The sequence below is a fragment of the Burkholderia sp. BC1 genome (genome assembly GCF_052683555.1).
Map to the genome: position 1 here is coordinate 94,698 of NZ_JBQYLP010000005.1, position 19,617 is coordinate 114,314.

General features: G+C 69.6%; 15 protein-coding genes. 4 read left to right on the forward strand and 11 right to left on the reverse strand.

Going from position 1 to position 19,617, the window contains the following annotated elements:
- The first annotated feature begins 184 nt into the window (after window positions 1-184).
- Complete coding sequence (locus ACSHSS_RS04210; RefSeq protein WP_261512174.1) at window positions 185-1,801, forward strand: YifB family Mg chelatase-like AAA ATPase; 1,617 nt, start codon at window positions 185-187, stop codon at window positions 1,799-1,801.
- A 322-nt stretch (window positions 1,802-2,123) separates the two neighbouring features.
- Here the strand turns inward: ACSHSS_RS04210 and ACSHSS_RS04215 are convergent, their stop codons facing one another.
- A complete protein-coding gene (locus ACSHSS_RS04215) occupies window positions 2,124-2,699 on the reverse strand; it encodes a hypothetical protein (protein ID WP_006398171.1) in 576 nt (191 codons plus the stop codon).
- A 159-nt stretch (window positions 2,700-2,858) separates the two neighbouring features.
- Between ACSHSS_RS04215 and ACSHSS_RS04220 the strand changes: the two genes are divergently transcribed.
- A complete protein-coding gene (locus tag ACSHSS_RS04220; protein WP_006398170.1) occupies window positions 2,859-3,398 on the forward strand; it encodes a TlpA disulfide reductase family protein in 540 nt (179 codons plus the stop codon).
- A 98-nt stretch (window positions 3,399-3,496) separates the two neighbouring features.
- On the opposite strand, the gene ACSHSS_RS04225 is transcribed toward ACSHSS_RS04220, so the two are convergent.
- The 10 genes from ACSHSS_RS04225 to ACSHSS_RS04270 form a co-directional block, all read right to left on the reverse strand.
- Entirely contained in the window at window positions 3,497-4,849 is a 1,353-nt protein-coding gene (locus ACSHSS_RS04225) for a sigma-54-dependent transcriptional regulator (RefSeq protein ID WP_006407050.1), read from the reverse strand.
- 89 nt (window positions 4,850-4,938) lie between these two features.
- A complete protein-coding gene (locus ACSHSS_RS04230; protein ID WP_105840909.1) occupies window positions 4,939-6,945 on the reverse strand; it encodes a sensor histidine kinase in 2,007 nt (668 codons plus the stop codon).
- 4 nt (window positions 6,946-6,949) lie between these two features.
- Window positions 6,950-8,239 carry a dicarboxylate/amino acid:cation symporter gene (locus ACSHSS_RS04235; RefSeq protein WP_105756912.1) on the reverse strand — a complete coding sequence of 430 codons (1,290 nt, stop codon included), beginning with the start codon at window positions 8,237-8,239 and terminating at the stop codon, window positions 6,950-6,952.
- Between the two features lie 368 nt (window positions 8,240-8,607).
- The gene (locus ACSHSS_RS04240) at window positions 8,608-10,293 is read right to left on the reverse strand and encodes a cation acetate symporter (RefSeq protein ID WP_006398165.1); all 1,686 of its coding nucleotides are present in this window, start codon (window positions 10,291-10,293) and stop codon (window positions 8,608-8,610) included.
- 11 nt (window positions 10,294-10,304) lie between these two features.
- Window positions 10,305-10,610: a DUF485 domain-containing protein gene (locus tag ACSHSS_RS04245; protein ID WP_175794545.1), complete on the reverse strand. Its 306-nt coding sequence runs from the start codon at window positions 10,608-10,610 to the stop codon at window positions 10,305-10,307.
- Between the two features lie 87 nt (window positions 10,611-10,697).
- The gene (locus ACSHSS_RS04250; RefSeq protein WP_006398163.1) at window positions 10,698-11,903 is read right to left on the reverse strand and encodes a CaiB/BaiF CoA transferase family protein; all 1,206 of its coding nucleotides are present in this window, start codon (window positions 11,901-11,903) and stop codon (window positions 10,698-10,700) included.
- 28 nt (window positions 11,904-11,931) lie between these two features.
- Window positions 11,932-13,068, reverse strand: coding sequence for an acyl-CoA dehydrogenase family protein (locus ACSHSS_RS04255; protein ID WP_261512168.1), 1,137 nt, complete (start codon window positions 13,066-13,068; stop codon window positions 11,932-11,934).
- Between the two features lie 15 nt (window positions 13,069-13,083).
- On the reverse strand, window positions 13,084-14,286 hold the full coding sequence (locus ACSHSS_RS04260; RefSeq protein WP_261512167.1) for an acyl-CoA dehydrogenase family protein: 1,203 nt from the start codon (window positions 14,284-14,286) through the stop codon (window positions 13,084-13,086).
- A gap of 61 nt (window positions 14,287-14,347) precedes the next feature.
- Complete coding sequence (locus ACSHSS_RS04265) at window positions 14,348-16,480, reverse strand: 3-hydroxyacyl-CoA dehydrogenase NAD-binding domain-containing protein (RefSeq protein WP_006411006.1); 2,133 nt, start codon at window positions 16,478-16,480, stop codon at window positions 14,348-14,350.
- Window positions 16,477-16,629, reverse strand: coding sequence for a hypothetical protein (locus ACSHSS_RS04270; RefSeq protein WP_217101711.1), 153 nt, complete (start codon window positions 16,627-16,629; stop codon window positions 16,477-16,479). Before ACSHSS_RS04270 ends, ACSHSS_RS04265 begins: the two co-directional genes overlap by 4 nt.
- Window positions 16,630-16,721: 92 nt before the next feature.
- Here ACSHSS_RS04270 and ACSHSS_RS04275 point away from each other — a divergent pair, with 92 nt between their 5' ends.
- Window positions 16,722-17,648 carry a LysR family transcriptional regulator gene (locus ACSHSS_RS04275; protein ID WP_006398158.1) on the forward strand — a complete coding sequence of 309 codons (927 nt, stop codon included), beginning with the start codon at window positions 16,722-16,724 and terminating at the stop codon, window positions 17,646-17,648.
- Between the two features lie 78 nt (window positions 17,649-17,726).
- Window positions 17,727-19,598: a gamma-glutamyltransferase gene (gene ggt / locus ACSHSS_RS04280; protein ID WP_261512165.1), complete on the forward strand. Its 1,872-nt coding sequence runs from the start codon at window positions 17,727-17,729 to the stop codon at window positions 19,596-19,598.
- Window positions 19,599-19,617 lie beyond the last annotated feature (19 nt).

The window sequence follows — 19,617 nt, forward strand, 5'->3', positions numbered from 1 at the left end:
CACGCTGCGGCTCGCGCCCGCCGCCCCGAAGCCGTCGCGTCGTTCGTCGCAGTCCGTCGTTCCGTCTTCACCGTTTTTTATCGTTGTTCCCCGCGCCACGCCGGCAAGCGCGCTCCGATCGTTCCGTTTCCCGCGGCATGCGGCCCCGTACGGCCGTCGCCCGACCGTTTACAGGAGCCTCGCCATGTCGCTCGCCGTGGTGCGCAGCCGTGCGCCGGCGGCCGGCCGTGCGCCGGACGTCACCGTCGAAGTCCATCTCGCCAACGGGTTGCCGTCGTTCTCGATCGTCGGCCTGCCCGATCTCGAAGTCCGTGAAAGCCGCGAGCGCGTGCGCGCCGCGCTGCAGAACTGCGGATTCGAATTCCCCGTCCGACGCATCACCGTCAATCTCGCGCCGGCCGATCTGCCGAAGGAGTCGGGCCGCTTCGATCTGCCGATCGCGCTCGGCATCCTCGCGGCCAACGGGCAGATTCCCGTCGATGCGCTGGCGGGCCGCGAATTCGCCGGCGAGCTGTCGCTCACCGGCGCGCTGCGGCCGATGCGCGGCGCATTCGCGATGGCGTGCGGCCTCGCGCGCGACGCGCAGCCGGGCGGCGCCGACGGCGACATCGCGCACGACGCGCAGGTCGGCGGCGGCGCCGAGCCCCGCGCAGCGTGCGCCCCGGCCGGTGCATCGCGCATGCCGGAGCTGTACCTGCCGCTCGCGAGTGCGGCCGAGGCGGCGCTCGTGCCGGGCGTGACCGTGTTCGGCGCGCCGGACCTGCCGGCGCTCTGCGCGCACCTTGCCGGTGCGCCGGACGGCCGGCTGTCGCCCGTCGATGCGCCCTGCCTCGACGGCCTGGCGGCGCCCGCGGCGCCCGATCTCGCCGACGTCGTCGGCCAGCGCGCCGCGCGGCGCGCGCTCGAAGTCGCGGCCGCGGGCGGCCACCACATGCTGATGGTCGGCCCGCCCGGCGCCGGCAAGTCGATGCTGGCCGCGCGGCTGCCGGGGCTGCTGCCGCCGCTCACCGACGACGAGGCGCTGACCTCGGCCGCGCTGCTGTCGGCGAGCCGCATCGGCTTCTCGCCGGCGCAGTGGCGCCGCCGGCCGTTTCGGTCGCCGCACCATTCGTCGAGCGCCGCCGCGCTGGTCGGCGGACGCAATCCGCCGCAGCCGGGCGAGATCACGCTCGCGCACCTCGGCGTCCTGTTTCTCGACGAACTGCCCGAATTCGATCGCCACGTGCTCGAAATGCTGCGCGAACCGCTCGAAGCGGGCCGCATCACGATTTCGCGCGCCGCGCAGCAGGCGGACTTCCCGGCCGCATGCCAGCTGATCGCGGCGATGAATCCGTGCCCGTGCGGCTGGCTCGGCGATCCATCCGGCCGCTGCCGCTGCTCGCCGGATGTCGCCGCGCGCTATCTGCGCAAGCTGTCCGGGCCGCTGCTCGACCGGATCGACATCCAGATCGACCTGCCGGCGCTGTCGCCGGCCGAACTCGCCGCGCGCGCATCGACGCCGGGCGAGTCGAGCGCCGCGGTGGCCGCGCGCGTCGCGCAGGCGCGCGCGCTGCAACTGGCGCGGCAGGGCAAGACCAACCACATGCTGAGCGGGCGCGAAACCGACGACCTGTGCCGGCCCACCGACGAAGGCGAGCGGCTGTTGCGCGAGGCCGGCGAGCGCTTCGGGTGGTCGGCGCGCGCGTACTACCGCGTACTGAAGGTCGCGCGCACGATCGCCGATCTGGCCGGCGAGCCGCTGCCGACCGCGTCCCACATCGCGGAAGCGATCCGCTATCGGCGCGCGCTCGCCGCCCTCTGAGGACAAAATCCGCGTGTCAAGACTTGACTTATGCACAATTCCACGCATCCAGCCCCGATCGAGGCTGCGTGCGCAGGCGCGCGACGCCGGATCTGTATGTCCTTGTTTTTATTAACTTTTCAGAAAACGCCGGCGTGCACCAAAATCGGCCGGAAGGCCGTCCGGCGCGGCTGAGCGGGCAATCGCGCGAACTTTTCAACAAAGTTATCCACATCCGCTGTGGATAGCCGAAAAAGCCTCGCAAAATCCGGCGATTAGCGGAGAAAGCTGCGAATGAACTTTCAGTTGGCGAGGGCAGTCTGAAGCGCCCTCGCCGGCCTCGTCAGTCGAGCTTGAACGACCCGAAAAACTGGTCGAGTTGCTCCTGCTGCAGCGGGCGGTCGGCGATCACGACCGCCTGATAGGCATGGCGCCCGCGCGCGACGAGCCGCGCGACGATCGTCTTGCGCGCCGTGTCGTCGCCGCCGGCCGCCGTGCCGGCGACGCGCAGCTCGAGGCCGTTGACCGCGCCGCCGGCCGCGAGCGGCACCGGCACGGCGGCCGTCTGCGGCGCGCCGGCCAGATTGCGCGACAGGCCGGCGCGCAGGAACTCGAGCGCCGCGCGGCGCGTGTCGTCGCGGTCGTCCGGCAACGTCAGCGTGCCGACCGCGAAGACCGCACCGTCGACGTGCGCGGCCTGCATCCGCATCGGCATCGGCGTGCCGCCGACGGCCACCGCGTGCTCGTCGACAGTCGGCTTCGCAGGCAGATCGATCGTGTAGCCCGCATCGTTGTGCAGCGTGCGCCAGTCGTACGACGGCGAACACGCGGCCAGCGCGGCGCTCGCGCACAGGAGCGCGACGAAGTGTCGCAGCGGGCGAAAAAGGTGACGAAACGAGTCGGCAAGGGGCTTCGGCATCGCGGACGTTGGCACGGGAAAACCGCCATTATCCGTCGAACGGCAATGTCGGGATGCGCGGCGGCCGGCGATGCACGCCCCGCATTCGCGCTAAAATGAGCGCCGAATTTCGACGTCCCGCACCGATGGGTGCGACCGACCGACTCCGAGAGCCCGCAGATGAATACCACGCCTTCCGCGCCGCGCCGCCGCGCCGGCCCCGCCCGCTACATCGTCGCCGCCGTCGTCGTCGCGGCGATCGCCGTCGCGGGCTTTTTCGCGTTCAACGGCAAGTCGAGCGCGCCGGATGCGACGTTCACGCTGCTGTCCGGCCAGAAGATCTCGACGGCCGGCGACCTGAAGGGCAAGGTCTATCTGGTCAACTTCTGGGCGACGAGCTGCGCGACCTGCATGCAGGAAATGCCGCAAATGGTCGAGACCTATAACCGCTTCAAGGGACAAGGGCTCGAATTCGTCGCGGTCGCGATGAACTACGATCCGCCGATGTACGTCGCGAACTACGCGCAGACGCGTCAGCTGCCGTTCAAGGTCGCGCTCGACGACGGCAGCGTCGCCAAGCAGTTCGGCAACGTGCAGCTCACGCCGACCACGTTCGTCGTCGACAAGGACGGCAAGATCCTGAAGCGCTACGTCGGCGCGCCGCAATTCGCGGAGCTCGACGCGCTGCTGAAGAAGGCGCTCGACGGCAACGCGGCGTAAGCGCCGCCGCCCGACGCGGCACGCTGGCCGCGCGCCGCTCGCCGCGCCGCACACGGACCGCATCGCCGGCACAGCCGGTTCCGCGGTCCGTTTTCATTTCAGCGCTCCGATTCGCCTTTCGCGGATAGCCCGTAGCGCTTCATCTTCTCGTACAGCGTCGCCTTGCCGACGTGCAGCCGGTCGGCGGTCGCCGCGACGGCGCCGCCCGTCTGGTTCAGCGCCTCGGCGATCACCGCACGCTCGAACTGCTCGACGCGCTCCTTCAGCGTCTGCTCGCTCGCCGCATCGCCCGCCACGTCGGCCTCGGCCGGCATCTCGGCGACGCCCAGCACGAAGCGGTCGGCCGCGTTGCGCAGCTCGCGCACGTTGCCGGGCCAGTCGCGCTGCATCAGGCTCGCGCGCTGCCGGTCGCTCAGCACCGGCGCGGGCCGGCCGTAGCGCACGGCCGCATCGAGCATGAAGTGCTCGAACAGCGGCACGATGTCCTCGCGGCGCTCGGCGAGCGGCGGCAGCGCGATCGTCACGACGTTCAGCCGATACAGCAGGTCGCGGCGGAACGTGCCGGCCGCGACGAGCTCGCTCATGTCGCCCTTCGCCGCCGCGACGACACGGCAATTCACGCGGATCGGCTGGTTCGAGCCGAGCCGCTCGAGCACGCCGTCCTGCAGCACGCGCAGCAGCTTTACCTGCAGCGCGAGCGGCATGCTCTCGATTTCGTCGAGAAACAGCGTGCCGCCGGACGCGTATTCGAGCTTGCCGATCCGGCGCTTCGCGGCGCCGGTGAATGCGCCGGGCTCGTAGCCGAACATCTCGGACTCGAACATCGGCTCGGGCAGCGCGCCGCAGTTCACCGCGATGAACGGCTTGTCGCGGCGCGGCGACAGCTCGTGCAGGCTGCGTGCGATCAGCTCCTTGCCGGCGCCCGTGTCGCCGTTGATCAGCACCGACGCGTCGGTCGGCGCGATGTTGGCGATCAGCTTGCGCACCTGCTCGATCGCCGGGCTGCGGCCGATGATGCGCGGCGCGACGACGTTCTGGCCGGCCAGTTCGCGCCGCAGCGCGTGATTCTCGAGCACGAGCTCGCGCCGCTCGAGCGCGCGCCGCACGGTCTCGATCAGCCGCTCGGCCGCGAACGGCTTCTCGATGAAGTCGTATGCGCCGTCGCGCATCGCCTGCACGGCCATCGAGATGTCGCCGTGACCGGTGACGAGGATCACCGGCACGTCGGGCACGCGCGCGCGGCATTGCGCAAGCAGGTCGAGCCCGCTCGCGCCGGGCAGCCGGATGTCGCTGACGATCACGCCGGCGTTGTCGGCGACGATCGCCTTGTCGGCCGCCTCGGCCGATTCGAAGCCGGCGACGTCGAAGCCCGCGAGTTGCAGGCTCTGCACGCTCGCCCGGCGAACGAGCGCGTCGTCTTCGATGTAGATCACTTGCAGCCGGTTGGCCATCGTACTCACTCACTCCTCGCGCAGCACGCGCCGTCGCGCGCGCGGCGTCGTTGATGCCGCCGGGCGCCGGACGCGCAGCGCGCACGCGCTCACTGCAGGCCGGCCGGCTCGGACACGGAGTCCGGATGATGCGTGTGCGCGCGCCGCAGCGTCAAGACGAACAGCGCGCCGCCCGAGGGCGCATTGCGCGCGGTCAGCGAGCCGCCCGCGTCGCTCGCGATCGACGACGAGATCGCGAGCCCGAGACCGAGCCCGCTGCCCATCTCCTTCGTCGTGAAAAACGGTTCGAACAGGCGCGGCAGCAGCTCGGGCGGAATGCCGGGGCCGTTGTCGCGCACCTCGATCGCGACGGTCGCGCTCGACACCGCGACCGTCACCTCGATCGCGGGCGCCGCGACGGTCGCGACCGCGTCGAGCGCGTTGCCGAGCAGGTTGATCAGCACCTGCTCGAGGCGCAGGTCCTCGCAGCGCGCGACGAGTTCCGGATGGTCGTGCGCGATGTCGAGCGGCGCATCGCGCGCGGGCGATACGGTCGCGTCCTGCAGCGTGAGCGTCAGCGCGACGCCGCGCAGCCGTTCGCCGAGCAGCGCGAGCACGCCGCGCAGTGCGCGCACGACGAGCGCGCGCTCGTTGCGCGGACGCGCGCGGCCGACGAACAGCTTCAGCTGGTTCGTGATCTTGCCCATGCGCTCGGTCAGCGCGGCGATCGCCTCGAGATTCTCGCGTGCGGCCGCCTGTTCGCCGCGATCGAGCAGCACGCGCGTGTTGTCGGAGAAGCTGCGCAGCGCGGCGAGCGGCTGGTTCAGCTCGTGCGTGATGCCGGCCGCCATCTGGCCGAGCGCCGCGAGCTTGCTCGCCTGGATCAGTTCGTCGTGCGCGGCGCGCAGCTCCTGCTCCGCGCGGATCCGGTCGCCGACTTCCTTCTGCAGCTGCTCGTTCGCCTCCGACAGGTCGGCCGTGCGTTCCTCGACGCGCCGGTTCAGTTCCGCGTACGCCTGCTGCAGCAGCGCGCGGCTGCGGATCATCTCGCGCACGCGCGCGCGGCGCATGCGCCAGTAGAACGCGAGCAGCGCGACCGACACGAAGCCGAAGCCGGTCACGATCGTCGCGTTGCGCGCGTCGGCGTCGACGGGCGCGATCGGCGCGAGCGTGACGAGCTGCCAGTCGGGCTCGCCGATGCGGCGCCGCGTCGCGAGAAAGCGCGGCGCACGACGGCCCGAGCCGACGCGCACGATCTCCGCATCGCCGCCGAGCACCTGCTCGACGCGCATCGGCAACGGCGTGACGGGCTGCTGCGCATACTGGCGCGTCTCGAAGATCGAGGCGGCGACGGGCTCCGTCAGCGGCTTCAGCGTGTGGTATTTCCACGCAGGCACCGACGACAGGAACACGACGCCGTGCTCGTCCGCGACGACGAGCGGCTCGGACGCATCGGCGCCCTGGAACCATTCGAGATTGAGCTTCACGACGACGACGCCCGCGATCCCGCCGTCGCGCCAGACGGGCTGCGAGATGTAGTAGCCGGGGTCGCGCGAGATCGTGCCGATGCCGAAGAAGCGGCCGACGCGGCCGTGCATCGCGTCGATGAAATACGGACGGAAGCGGTATTCGATCCCGACGAAGCTGTCGGGCGCGCGCCAGTTGCTCGCGGCGACACAGAGGCCGTCCGCGCCGATCACGTAGGTGACGGTCGCATGCGCGTGTTCGTTGAGGTCTTCGAGGTAGCGGTTCGTGCGCGCGACGTAATCGGCGCGCTTCGGTGCGGCGAGCAGCTCCTGCACGTACGGATGGCTGCCGAGCAGATAGGGCAGCGATTCGTAGCGATCGAGCGTGCTCTTCAGTGCGTTGGTCGTGCGGTCGACGCGTACGGCGGCGTTGCGCTGCAGCTCGGCGACGCCGCGCCGCCACGTGACGGTCCACGTCAGCGCGCAGGCTGCCGCGAGCATCGCGGCGAGCACGGCGAGGACGAGCAGGCGGCGCTTCACGGTCGGGACTTCCTGGCGATGCGGATCGCCTATTGTGTCATACGCGTACCGATCGCGATCGCCGCCGCGCGGCGCGGCGCGCGCGGACGGCGCGGCCGCCTGCCCGTTCATCGCATCAGACGCCGGCCGTCTCGGTCGCCGCGACTTCGCCGCCGCCCTTCAGCGCCTGGCGCAGCTTCGCACGATCGAGTTCCTTTTCCCATGCCGACACGACGACGGTCGCGACGCCGTTGCCGACGATGTTCGTCAGCGCGCGGCATTCGCTCATGAAGCGGTCGATGCCGAGGATCAGCACCATGCCCGACAGCGGAATCGTCGGCACGACGGCAAGCGTCGCGGCGAGCGTGATGAAGCCCGCGCCCGTGACGCCGCTCGCGCCCTTCGAGGTCAGCATCGCGACCGCGAGCAGCGTGAGCTGCTGCATCCACGTCAGCTCGATGTTGGTCGCCTGCGCGATGAACAGCACGGCCATCGTCATGTAGATGTTGGTGCCGTCGAGGTTGAACGAATAGCCGGTCGGCACGACGAGGCCGACGACCGAACGCGAGCAGCCGGCCTTCTCGAGCTTTTCCATCAGCTGCGGCAGCGCGGCTTCCGACGAGCTCGTGCCGAGCACGATCAGCAGCTCTTCCTTGATGTAGGACACGAAGCGGATGATCGAGAAGCCGGTGAAGCGCGCGATCGCGCCGAGCACGACGAGCACGAACACGACCGAGGTCAGGTAGAACGTGCCGATCAGCTTCAGCAGCGGCACCAGCGAGCCGACGCCGTACTTGCCGATCGTGAACGCCATCGCGCCGAACGCGCCGATCGGTGCGAGCTTCGTGACGATGTGCACGATGCCGAACAGCACGCGCGTGAGGCCGTCGATGAAGTCCGTGACGACCTTGCCGCGCTCGCCGAGGTGCGCGAGCACGCTGCCGAACAGCAGCGCGATCAGCAGGATCTGCAGGATCTCGCCCTGCGCGAACGCGTCGACCATCGTGTTCGGGATGATGTGCATCAGGAAGTCGACCGTCGACTGGCCGTGCGCCTTCGCCGCGTACGACGCGACGGCCTTGCCGTCGAGCGTCGCCGGATCGATGTTGAAGCCGACGCCCGGACGCAGGATGTGCGTCGCCGCGAGACCGAGCACGAGCGCGAACGTCGACACGATCTCGAAGTACAGCAGCGCCTTGCCGCCGACGCGGCCGACCTTCTTCATGTCCTCCATCCCGGCGATGCCGGTGACGACCGTACAGAAGATGATCGGACCGATCACCATCTTGATCAGCTTGATGAACCCGTCGCCGAGCGGTTTCATCTCGGTGGCGAGCGACGGATAGTAGTGACCGAGGATCACGCCGACGATGATGGCGAAGATCACCTGCACATAAAGCACTTTGTAGAAGGGTTTCTTCTTCACGATGGTTCCTGCTGAAGTAGATGAGCCGGGGGAAACGGCGTCACGCGCGCGGAAAGGGACGAGGACGGAGGGCAATACCCGCCGCGGCACGCGCCCGCGCGGCTGCCATGCCGCAACAAGCGATGCCTCAGGACATCCGAAGGGGGAGGAAGGCGTCGGTCATCGATTGTCTCCTTGGTTTAATCGTCGGGCCCGGGGAAGGCCGTGCGTTTTTTATTGCAAGGTCGATGCCAGGCTTTCGCAAGCCTGCAAGCCGTTGTTTTCGTTGGGTTTCCCGCTCCGCGCGCGGCGCGCGGAATCCAGGATTCCGGAAATCCGGAAAGCATCCGTCCGGCGATCCGGACGGATGCGGCGATTCATCGGACGAATCAGTGGTGCACCGCCGGGCCGGCCAGCACGCCCGTCTGCGCGTAGAACTCCTGCTGTGTGAATGCCTCGCGCTCGCGCCGCGCACGCTCGCTGCGATCCAAGAGCGAGCCGACGACGATCGCCACGAACGCGAGCGGCACCGACACGAGCGCCGGGTTGTCGAGGAACACCGGCGCGTGCGCATGGTGCAGCACGTCGACCCACACCGACTTCGACAGCACGGTCAGCACGACGGCCGACACGAGGCCGAGGCCGCCGCCGAGCACCGCGCCGCGCGTCGTCATCCCGCGCCAGAAGATCGACATCGCGAGCACCGGGAAATTCGCGCTCGCCGCGACCGCCGCGACGAGCCCGACCATGAACGCGACGTTGACATGCTCGAACAGGATCGACAGCCCGATCGCGAGCGCGGACAGCACGATCGTCGCCGCGCGCGAGATGCGCATCTCGAGCCGCTCGTCGGGCTTGCCGCGCGCCCACATCTGCGCGTACAGGTCGTGCGAGATCGTCGTCGCGCCGGCGAGCGTGAGCCCCGCGACGACGGCGAGGATCGTCGCGAACGTGACGGCCGCGATGAAGCCGTAGAAGACGTTGCCGCCCACCGCCTGCGCGAGCTTCACGGCCACCATGTTCGAGCCGCCGAGCAGGTCGTGCGTGAGGTTGAACGTGCCGTTCGCGGCGACGCGGAAGAACTCGGGATGCTGCGCGAGCAGCACGATCGCCGAGAAGCCGATCACGAACGTCAGCAGGTAGAAATAGCCGATGAAGCCGGTCGCATACAGCACCGACTTGCGCGCCTCCTTCGCGTTCGGCACCGTAAAGAAGCGCATCAGGATATGCGGGAAGCCGGCCGTGCCGAACATCAGCGCGATGCCGAGCGAGAGCGCGTTGGCCGGATCGCGGATCAGCTTGCCGGGCCCCATGATCGAGAGCGCGCCCGGATGCACGGCCACGGCGCGGCGGAACATCTCGTCGACGCTGAAGCCGAATTCGGCAAGCGCGAGCCACGCGAGCAGCGACGCGCCGGCGAGCAGCAGCACGGCCTTGATCACCTGCACCCAGGTCGTCGCGGTCATTCCGCCGAAGAACACGTAGACGACCATCAGCACGCCGACGATCAGCTCCGCGCTGCCGTACGACAGCCCGAACAGCAGCTGGATCAGCTTGCCCGCACCGACCATCTGCACGACCAGATACAGCACCACGATCGTCAGCGCGTTCGCGGACGTCAGCAGCCGGATCGGGCGCTGCGCGAAGCGGTACGCGACGACGTCGACGAACGTGAACTTGCCGAGATTGCGCAGCGGCTCGGCGATCAGGAACATCACGAACGGCCAGCCGACGAGAAAGCCGATCGAGTAGATGAGCCCGTCGAAGCCGAACATGAACACCATCCCCGACAGCCCGAGGAACGAGGCGGCCGACATGTAGTCGCCCGCGATCGCAAGGCCGTTCTGCAGCCCCGTGATGCCGCCGCCGGCCGTGTAGAAGTCGCGCGTCGAGCGCGTGCGGCGCGCGGCCCACCGCGTGAGCGCGAGCGTCGCGAACACGAACGCGAAGAACATCGCGATCGCGACCGGGTTCAGCTCGACCTTGTCCGGCATCGGGCCGGCGACCGATACCGCATGCGCGGCAGACGAAACGAAGACGGACAGCGCGCCGAGCGCGATCGATGAGCGTCGCATCGCAGCCTCCCTCACCAACGGCCGAGCAGCGCGTCGACGCGGCGGTCGAACGCGCGGTTCGCACGCAGCACGTAGCACGCGGTCAGCGCGACGGCGATCGCGATGATCGCGACGCCGGCGGCAATGCCGACCGTCGTCGTCGCACCGCGGTACAGCGGCGCGGCGAGCACCTGCGGCGCGAGCGCGACGAGCAGGATGAAACCGTAGTAGGTGGCGATCATCAGCGCCGTCAGCGCGAAGCTGAAGCGGCGCCGCGCGCGCACGAGCTGCTGATAGTCACGGCGCGCCGTGACCGATTCGATGACGGAAAGCTCCATGGTGTCTCCTGTGCGTCGTCTCGCGACGCTGTCTTGTCGATGACCGGCGCGTGAACCGAGCCGCCCGCGCCGCGGCGGCATGATCGGTTACACGACGCGGTCCGCGCGCAGCCGCGCGACGTCGTCGGCGGAGAGCCCGAGCCAGCTGCCGAGCACCGCATCGGTATCGGCGCCGAGCACCGGCGGCGCACCGCGCACCGGCAATCGCGCGCCGTCGAAGCGGTACGGCGGCGCGAGCACGTGCACGCCGCCCGCGACCGGATGCGGCTGCCGCGTGACGAGCCCCGCGCGCGTCGCGCGCTCGGACGTCAGCGCCTCGTGCAACCCGAGCACCTCGCCACACGGGATCCCGGCGTCGGCGAGCGCGGTGAGCAGCGCCGCGCGCGGCCGGCGCGCGAGCTCGCGGCGCAGTTCGGGCAGCAGATCCGCGCGATTCTCCGAGCGGCCGAGATTGGTGCGATAGCGCGGATCGACAGCGAGATCGGGCCGTTCGAGCACGTCGCAAAAGCGCGCGAACTGCGTGTTGTTGCCGACCGTGATCACGAGCGGGCCGTCGGCCGCATCGAACACGCCGTACGGCACGATCGACGGATGCGCGTTGCCGTAGCGCGGCGGGTCCTTCTCCATCAGCAGCGCGTCGAGCCCGTAGTACGCCGTGATCATCAGCCCGCAGTCGAACAGCGCCATCTCGATACGCCGCCCGCGCCCGGTCGCGTGCCGCTCGTACAGCGCGGCGAGAATCGCCTGCGCCGAATACATGCCGGTGAACAGGTCGACCGCCGCGACGCCGAACTTCAGCGGCGGCTGGCCCGCTTCGCCGTTCAGCGCCATCAGCCCCGCCTCGCCCTGCACGACGAGGTCGTAGCCGGGGCGAGCGGCTTCCGGGCCCGAGCGGTCGTAGCCCGAAATCGCGCAATGCACGAGGCGCGGATTGCGTTCGGCAAGCGTCTCGTAGCCGAGCCCGAGCTTTTCCGCGCCGCCGAGCTTGAAGTTGTGAATCAGCACGTCGGCCTGCGCGGCGAGGTCCTGCGCGATCCGCTGCCCGGCCTCCGTCTGCAGGTCGATGCAGAGCGAGCGCTTGCTGCGGTTCACGCTGTTGAAATACGTGGTTTCGGTGTCGCCGATCCGGATGCCCCAGTCGCGCGTATCGTCGCCGCGCGCGGGATGCTCGACCTTCACGACTTCCGCGCCGAAATCGGCGAGCACCATCGCGCACCACGGGCCCGCGAGCACGCGCGACACGTCGAGCACCTTGACGCCGGCAAGCGGCAGCGCACGCGGTTCGTTCGTCATGTTCGTCTCCTCCATTTGCGATCGCGCGTTATCGTTTCGACAGCGCGATATAGCGCGCGAGATGATGATCCTCGTCGCCGAGCTGGTGATCGATCATCACGAGCCGCTTCGCGTAGTGCGACAGCGGCAGCTCCCACGTCATCCCGATCCCGCCGTGCAGCTGGATGCTCTCCTCCGCGACGCGCGTGCCGATCCGGCCGATCGTGTATTTCGCGGCGGCGAGCGCGCGCTCGCGCACGTCGCGCGGCGCGTCGAGCTGCGCGGCCGCATTGATCACGGCCGAGCGCGCCTGCTCGACTTCGAGCAGCAGGTCGGCCATCCGGTGCTGCAGCGCCTGAAAGCTGCCGATCGGCATGCCGAACTGCTTGCGCGTGCGCAGATAGTCGAGCGTGTGCGCCTTCGCGACGTCCATCGCGCCGAGCGCTTCCGCGGACAGCGCGAGCAGCCCGTACCCGAGCACGCGCTCGAGCAGCGCCGCGCCCTGCTCGCCGTCGTGATCTCCGAGTGCCGCATCGGCCGGCAGCGCGACGCGCTCGAAGCGCACCTCGGCCGCGCGGCCGCCGTCGATCTTGCGATAATCGCGCAGCGACACGCCCGCCGCGTTTGCCGGCACGACGAACAGGGCGATGCCGGCCGCGTCGTCGTCGCGACCCGCGACGCGCGCGCTGACGACGAAGAACGTCGCCTGCGCGGCCTGGTCGACGACGCCCTTTGCGCCCGTCAATACCCAGCCGTCGCCGGTGCGCTCGGCACGCGTGCGCACCGTCGTCAGTTCGTAGTGCGAGCCCGGCTCGTCGTGCGCGAATGCGGCGCTCGCACTGCCGTCGATCAGCGCGGCCAGCATCGCGCGATGCGCGTCGCCGCCCGCGAGCGACAGTGCGCGCCCCGCGAGCAGCGTGCCGAGGAACGGCTCGACGACGAGCCCGCGTCCGAGGCATTCGAATACCACCGCGATGTCGAAGCCCGCGCCGCCGAACCCGCCGTCGGCTTCGGGAAACAACGCGCCGACCGCACCGAGTTCGGCAAAGCGCCGCCACATCGTGCGGTCGAAACCGTCGGCCGACTGCGCGATGCGGTCGCGCACCGCGAACGGATACTGCTCGGCGATGAAGCGGTTCAACGTGTCCGCCAGCATCCGGCGGTCTTCTGTGTGCTGGAAATCCATCGTCGCGTTCCCTCGTTACAGCCCGAGCATCATCTTCGCGATGATGTTCTTCTGGATCTCGTTCGAGCCGCCGAAGATCGACAGCTTGCGGTTGTTGAAGTACTGCTGTGCGGCGCGCGCGGCACCGTCCGGGCCGATCGGCTCGGCGCCGTCGCCGTCGTCCGCGTCGAGCGCGTCGTCGACGAACGGCTGCGCGTACGGCCCCATCGCGCGGCGCATCAGCGACGTGATTTCCTGGCGGATCTGCGTGCCGCGGATCTTCAGCATCGAGCTTTCCGCGCCCGGCGCGCCGCCGCCGGCGACCGCGGCCAGCACGCGCAGGTTCGTCGTGCGCATGTTCTCGAGCTCGATCTCGACGCGCGCGATGCGCGCCGCGAAGAACGGATCGTCGGCGAGCGGCCGGCCGTTCTTCTCGACCTTCGCGGCGACCGCGCGCAGCCGGTCGAGCGCGGCCGTCGAAAAGCCGACGCCCGCGATGTTGGTGCGCTCGTAGGTGAGCAGGTATTTCGCGTAGGTCCAGCCGTGGTTCTCCTCGCCGACGAGGTTCTCGACCGGCACGCGCACGTCGGTGAAGAACACCTCGTTCACTTCGTGCTCGCCGTCGAGCGTGATGATCGGCCGCACCTCGACGCCCGGCGTGTTCATGTCGATCAGCAGGAAGCTGATGCCTTCCTGCTTGCGCACGTCGGTCGCCGTACGCACGAGGCAGAAGATCATGTTCGCGTAGTGGCCGAGCGTGGTCCACGTCTTCTGCCCGTTCACGACGTAGTGATCGCCGACGCGCACGGCGCTCGTCTTCACCGACGCGAGATCCGATCCCGCGCCGGGCTCCGAATAGCCCTGGCACCACCAGTCGGTACCGTCGAGGATGCGCGGCAGCCAGTGGCGCTTCTGCGCTTCGCTGCCGTACTTGATCAGCACGGGCCCGAGCATGTTGACGCCGAACGGCACGATGCGCGGCGCGCCGGCCAGCGCGCATTCGTTGTCGAACAGGAACTTCTGCGCGACGCTCCAGCCGGGGCCGCCGTATTCGCGCGGCCAGTGGCTCGCGAGCCAGCCGCGCGCGTTCAGGATCGCGTGCCATTCCTGCAGGTCGTCGCGCGTCAGCGGCAGGCCGTGCTTGACCTTGTGCGCGGTGCGCTCGGGCAGCTCGGTTCGCAGGAAGCGCTGCACGTCCGCGCGAAACGCTTCCTCTTCAGGCGTGAAATTGAGGTCCATCGTGAATCCGTGTCCAATCCAAGGGGTGTGCGCGTCCGGGTACGGACGCGTGCGAAAGCATTCAGTCGATGCGGTTCAGGCTCGCGAAATTCGCGCCGCGCTCGACGAGTTCGACGAGCAGCGGCGACGGCTTCCAGAACAGCGGGTCTTCTTCGGCGAACGCGCGGATGTCGGCGAGCACGTTCGCGAGGCCCACCGTGTCCGCGTAGTGCATCGGGCCGCCGCGATAGCGCGGAAAGCCGTAGCCGTGCAGGAATACCGCGTCGACGTCGAGCGGCCGCAGCGCGATCTTCTCGTGCACGACGTTCGCGCCTTCGTTGATCATCGCGGCGAGATAGCGGCGCAGAATCTCGTCGTCGGTGAACGCGCGCGGCACGATGCCCTTCTTCGCGCGCTCCTGCTCCACGATCGCTTCGACTTCCGGATCGGGCGTGCCGACGCGCGCGCCGTCCGGATACAGGTAGTAGCCGCGGCCGGTCTTCTGGCCGAACCAGCCGCGCTCGCAGAGCCGGTCGGAAATCTCGACGTAGCGTGCGCGCGGGTCGCGCGTCGCCGCGCGGCGCTTGCGCGTCGCCCATCCGATGTCGCCGCCGGCGAGGTCGACGACCTGGAACGGCCCCATCGGAAAGCCGAATTCGCGCACCGCGCGATCGATCTGGTACGGCGACGCGCCGTCTTCCATCAGGTAGTCGGCAGCGGTGCGATACACGGCGAGAATGCGGTTGCCGATGAAACCGTCGCAGACGCCCGCGCGCACCGGCATCTTCTTCAGCTGGCGCGCGAGCGCGAACGCGGTCGCGACGACGTCCGCGCTCGCGCGGGCCGGCACGACGATTTCGAGCAGCTTCATCACGTTGGCCGGCGAGAAGAAATGCAGGCCGATCACGTCGGCGGGGCGATCGATGCTGGCCGCGAGCGCGTCGATGTCGAGATACGACGTGTTGGTCGCGAGCACCGCGCCCGGCTTGCACACGCGTGCGAGTTCCGCGAACACGGCCTGCTTCACGGCCATGTCCTCGAACACGGCTTCGATCACGACGTCGACCTGCGCAAGCGCGTCGTACGACGTGCTGCCCTTCAGCCGCGCGATGCGTGCGGCCTGCGCGGCGGGCGTCATCCGCCCTTTCGCGACGAGCGCGTCGTAGACCTTCTCGACATGCGCGCGGCCGCGTGCGAGCGCGGCTTCGTCGCGCTCGATCATCGTGACGGGCAGCCCGGCGTCGAGCGCCGCGATCGCGATCCCCGCCCCCATCGTTCCGCCGCCGACCACGCCGATCCGCTCGATCGGCCGCGCGGTGCCGCGGCGCGCCTCGGGCACCTTCGCGGCTTCGCGTTCGGCGAAGAACGCGTGCACGAGGCCCGCGCGCTGCGGGCTGTCGATGCATTGCAGGAACAGGCTGCGCTCGAGTTTCATTCCCGCGTCGAACGGCTGCGCCAGCGCGGCTTCGACCGCGTCGACGATCTTCGCCGGCGAGAACAGCCCGCGCGACTTCTTCGGCAGCTCCGCACGCGCGGCGTCGATCGCGGCCTGCGCGGCCGCGCGATCCGCCAGCGCCTGCGCGTCGCGCGTGCGCCGGGCCGGCGCGCCGAGCGACACCAGCTCCTGCGCGTAGGCAAGCCCTTCGGCGAGCGTGTCGTCGCTATGCGCGAGGCGATCGACGAGGCCGAGCGCGAGCGCTTCCTCCGCGCTCGCGTGGCGGCCCGTCAGCATCAGGTCGAGCGCCGCCTTCGCGCCGATCAGCCGCGGCGTGCGCTGCGTGCCGCCCGCGCCCGGCAGCAGCCCGAGCGTGACTTCGGGCAGCCCGAGCTTCGCGCCCGGCACCGCGAGCCGGTAATGCGCGGCGAGCGCGACTTCGAGGCCGCCGCCGAGCGTCGCGCCGTGCAGCGCGACGACGACCGGCTTCGCGCTCGACTCGATGCGCGCGCACACGTCGGGCAGCGACGGCGGCACCGGCGGCTTGCCGAATTCGCGGATGTCCGCGCCGGCGATGAAGTTGCGGCCGGCGCCGACGATCAGCACGGCGCGGATCGCGTCGTCGGCCTGCGCGGCGTCGAGCGCGTCCGCGAGGCCGCGGCGCACGTCGGCCGACAGCGCGTTGACGGGCGGATGATCGATCGTGACGACGAGCACCTTGTCGCGCCGTTCGCGCGTGACGGTGCCGTTGGACGGGGCGGAAAAAGCGGGCGAGTTCATCGTGTCTCCTTGATGCGGCGGCCGGCGTCGCGGCGGCCGGCGCGCGGCCGGGCCGGGACGCCCGCTCCGATCCCGCGCATCGCGCGATGGCGGGACAGATCCGGCGGCATGCCGGGGCATGACTCGATTCTCGATTGATCGAGATTCATTGACAATTCCAGCGAGCTTTTACAAGCTGTCAAGTCTGACTTGACATTGAACGTTTGCCGGCCCGTATGCGAGCCGGTACGGAGACGCCCGGATGGACCTGAACGCGCTGACGCTGCTCGTCGAGATCCTCGACGCCGGCAATCTGAGCAAGGCCGCGCAGCGGCTGAAGATGAGCCGCGCGAACGTCAGCTATCGGCTGAACCAGCTCGAGCGCTCGATCGGTCAGCAGCTCGTTCGGCGCACGACACGACGCATCGAGCCCACCGAGATCGGGCTGAAGCTGTACGAGCATGGCCGGCGCATCCGCAACGAACTGCTCGCCGCGCAGGAATCGGTGACGACGCTCGGGCAGGACCTGCAGGGCCGCGTACGGCTGTCGGTACCGAGCGGCTACGGGCAGATGGTGATGGCCGACTGGCTGCTCGCGTTCAAGCGGCTGCATCCGGGCATCGTGCTCGACGTCGTGTTCGAGAACCGCGTCGAGGATCTGATGCGCGACGAGATCGACATCGCGGTGCGCGTGATGCCCGAGCCGCCGCCGAATCTCGTCGCGCGCGACATGGGCGCGGTGCGCTACGTCGCCTGCGCGTCGGCCGCCTACGCGGCCGCGCACGGGATGCCGGCGAGCCTCGACGCGCTGTCGGCCGGCCCGGTCGTCACCGCGACGGTGATGGGCCGGCAGTTGCGCATTGCCGCGTATCTCGGCGACGAACGTCACGAGGTGCTGCTCGAGCCGACGCTGGTATCGGAGAACTTCCTGTTCCTGCGCCAGGCGATCCTCGCGGGCATCGGCGTCGGCATCGTGCCCGACTACGTCGTGCAGGACGACATGCGGCGCGGCGCCATCGTGACGTCGCTCGACGCGTATCGGCTCAGCATCTTCGGCACGCACATGTACATGCTCTACATGCCGAACCGTCATCACACGCGCGCGACCTCGACCTTCATAGAGTTCATCCTCGAACAGGCCGGAAAGACCGGCCGGCGCGGGCCCGACGCGCTGCGTCAGGGTTCCTGACGGATGACAATCGGCGCGCCGCGCGGCGACAATAGCGCGCCCGCCGCCTCCTTCGACTTCATTGCTGCAGAGGGTTCCATGTTCGACCGGCTTCGTCCGTCTTCGCGTCCGTGGACGCTGATCGCCGCCATCGCGCTCGTCGCGTTCAATGCCGCCTGCACGTCGCCTGCCACGCCGCCCGCCGCGGTCGTGCCCGTTGCCGCCTCGGGCGCCGCCGCGCCGCTGCCCGGCATGCACGCGCCCGAACTCGCGACCGGCTGGACCGACAAGCCGGGCTGGACCGCGCAGCACTACATGATCGCGGCCGCCAATCCGCTCGCGACGCAGGCCGGCTACGAGATGCTGAAGGCCGGCGGCACCGCCGTCGATGCGGCGATCGCGACGCAGATGGTGCTCGCGCTCGTCGAGCCGCAGTCGTCCGGCATCGGCGGCGGCGCGTTCATGCTGTACTTCGACGGCAAGACGACGCAGGCGTACGACGGCCGCGAAACGGCGCCGGCCGCCGCGACCGACCACCTGTTCTACGGCCCGACCGGCCAGCCGATGAGTTTCTACGAAGGCGTCGTCGGCGGGCGCTCGGTCGGCACGCCCGGTGTGCTGCGCATGCTCGAGGCCGCGCATCGTGCAAACGGCAAGCTGCCGTGGCGGCGGCTGTTCCAGCCGGCGATCCGGCTCGCCGAGCATGGTTTCACGATCAGCCCGCGGCTCGCGACGCTGATCGCGAACGATCGCTATCTCATGAACGATCCGGCCGCGCGCGCGTACTTCTACAACAAGGACGGCACGCCGAAGGCGGCCGGCACCGTGCTGAAGAACCCCGCGCTCGCGGTCGTGCTGCGCCAGGTCGCCGATCGCGGCGCGAACGCGTTCTATACCGGCGCGATCGCGCGCGACATCGTCGCGAAGGTGCGCAAGCACCCGACCAATCCCGGGCTGCTGTCGATGCAGGATCTCGCGCGCTACAAGGCGAAGGTGCGCGCGCCGCTGTGCGCCGACTACCGGCGCTCGATCGTCTGCGGGATGCCGCCGCCGTCGTCGGGCGGGCTCGCGATCGCGCAGATGCTCGGCATCCTCGAGGCGATGCCCGACTGGCAGCAGATCGGCGCGCAGAAGCCGGTGCGCAACGAGGTCGGCTACGAGCCGACGCCGTTCGCCGCGCACGTGTTCAGCGAAGCCGGGCGGCTCGCGTATGCGGATCGCGCGCGCTACGTCGCCGATCCCGACTTCGTGCCGCTGCCGGGCGGCAACTGGGCGAGCCTGATCGACAAGTCCTATCTCGCGCAGCGCGCGCAGCTGATCGGCGACAACAGCATGGGCGTCGCGCAGGCCGGCACGCCGCAGGGCGCGACGCTCGCGATGGCCGACGATCGCAGCCCGGAGCTGCCGTCGACGTCCGACATCGCGATCATCGACCGCTACGGTCACGCGCTATCGATGACGACGAGCATCGAAGATGCGTTCGGCTCGCGGCTGATGGTGCGCGGCTTCCTGCTCAACAACCAGCTCACCGACTTCTCGTTCGTGTCGACCGAGAACGGCCGGCCGGTCGCGAATCGCGTGCAGCCCGGCAAGCGGCCGCGCTCGGCGATGTCGCCGGAACTCGTGTTCGACAAGAAGACGAAGCAGGTGACGCTGATCGTCGGCTCGGCCGGCGGCCCCGCGATCATCAATCATGTCGCGAAGGCGCTGGTCGGCGTGCTCGACTGGGGGATGACGATGCAGCAGGCGATCGCGCTGCCGAATTTCGGCTCGATGAACGGGCCGACGCAGCTCGAACGCGGCCGCGTGTCGGACGCGCTCGTCGAAGGGCTCAAAGGCCGCGGGCACGACGTGCAGCTCGTCCAGATGAATTCCGGGCTGCAGGGCATTCAGCGGTTGAACGTGCAGGGGCAGACGGTGTGGTTCGGCGGCGCCGATCCGCGGCGGGAAGGGGTTGCGATGGGCGAGTGAGCGGCCGCGCCGCAGCGAC

Coding starts and splice junctions, on each gene's coding strand:
- ACSHSS_RS04210 (WP_261512174.1), top strand. CDS start 185: ATGTCGCTCGCCGTGGTGCGCAGCCGTGCGCCGGCGGCCGGCCGTGCG.
- ACSHSS_RS04215 (WP_006398171.1), bottom strand. CDS start 2,699: ATGCCGAAGCCCCTTGCCGACTCGTTTCGTCACCTTTTTCGCCCGCTG.
- ACSHSS_RS04220 (WP_006398170.1), top strand. CDS start 2,859: ATGAATACCACGCCTTCCGCGCCGCGCCGCCGCGCCGGCCCCGCCCGC.
- ACSHSS_RS04225 (WP_006407050.1), bottom strand. CDS start 4,849: ATGGCCAACCGGCTGCAAGTGATCTACATCGAAGACGACGCGCTCGTT.
- ACSHSS_RS04230 (WP_105840909.1), bottom strand. CDS start 6,945: ATGAACGGGCAGGCGGCCGCGCCGTCCGCGCGCGCCGCGCCGCGCGGC.
- ACSHSS_RS04240 (WP_006398165.1), bottom strand. CDS start 10,293: ATGCGACGCTCATCGATCGCGCTCGGCGCGCTGTCCGTCTTCGTTTCG.
- ACSHSS_RS04245 (WP_175794545.1), bottom strand. CDS start 10,610: ATGGAGCTTTCCGTCATCGAATCGGTCACGGCGCGCCGTGACTATCAG.
- ACSHSS_RS04250 (WP_006398163.1), bottom strand. CDS start 11,903: ATGACGAACGAACCGCGTGCGCTGCCGCTTGCCGGCGTCAAGGTGCTC.
- ACSHSS_RS04255 (WP_261512168.1), bottom strand. CDS start 13,068: ATGGATTTCCAGCACACAGAAGACCGCCGGATGCTGGCGGACACGTTG.
- ACSHSS_RS04260 (WP_261512167.1), bottom strand. CDS start 14,286: ATGGACCTCAATTTCACGCCTGAAGAGGAAGCGTTTCGCGCGGACGTG.
- ACSHSS_RS04265 (WP_006411006.1), bottom strand. CDS start 16,480: ATGAACTCGCCCGCTTTTTCCGCCCCGTCCAACGGCACCGTCACGCGC.
- ACSHSS_RS04270 (WP_217101711.1), bottom strand. CDS start 16,629: ATGAATCTCGATCAATCGAGAATCGAGTCATGCCCCGGCATGCCGCCG.
- ACSHSS_RS04275 (WP_006398158.1), top strand. CDS start 16,722: ATGGACCTGAACGCGCTGACGCTGCTCGTCGAGATCCTCGACGCCGGC.
- ggt (WP_261512165.1), top strand. CDS start 17,727: ATGTTCGACCGGCTTCGTCCGTCTTCGCGTCCGTGGACGCTGATCGCC.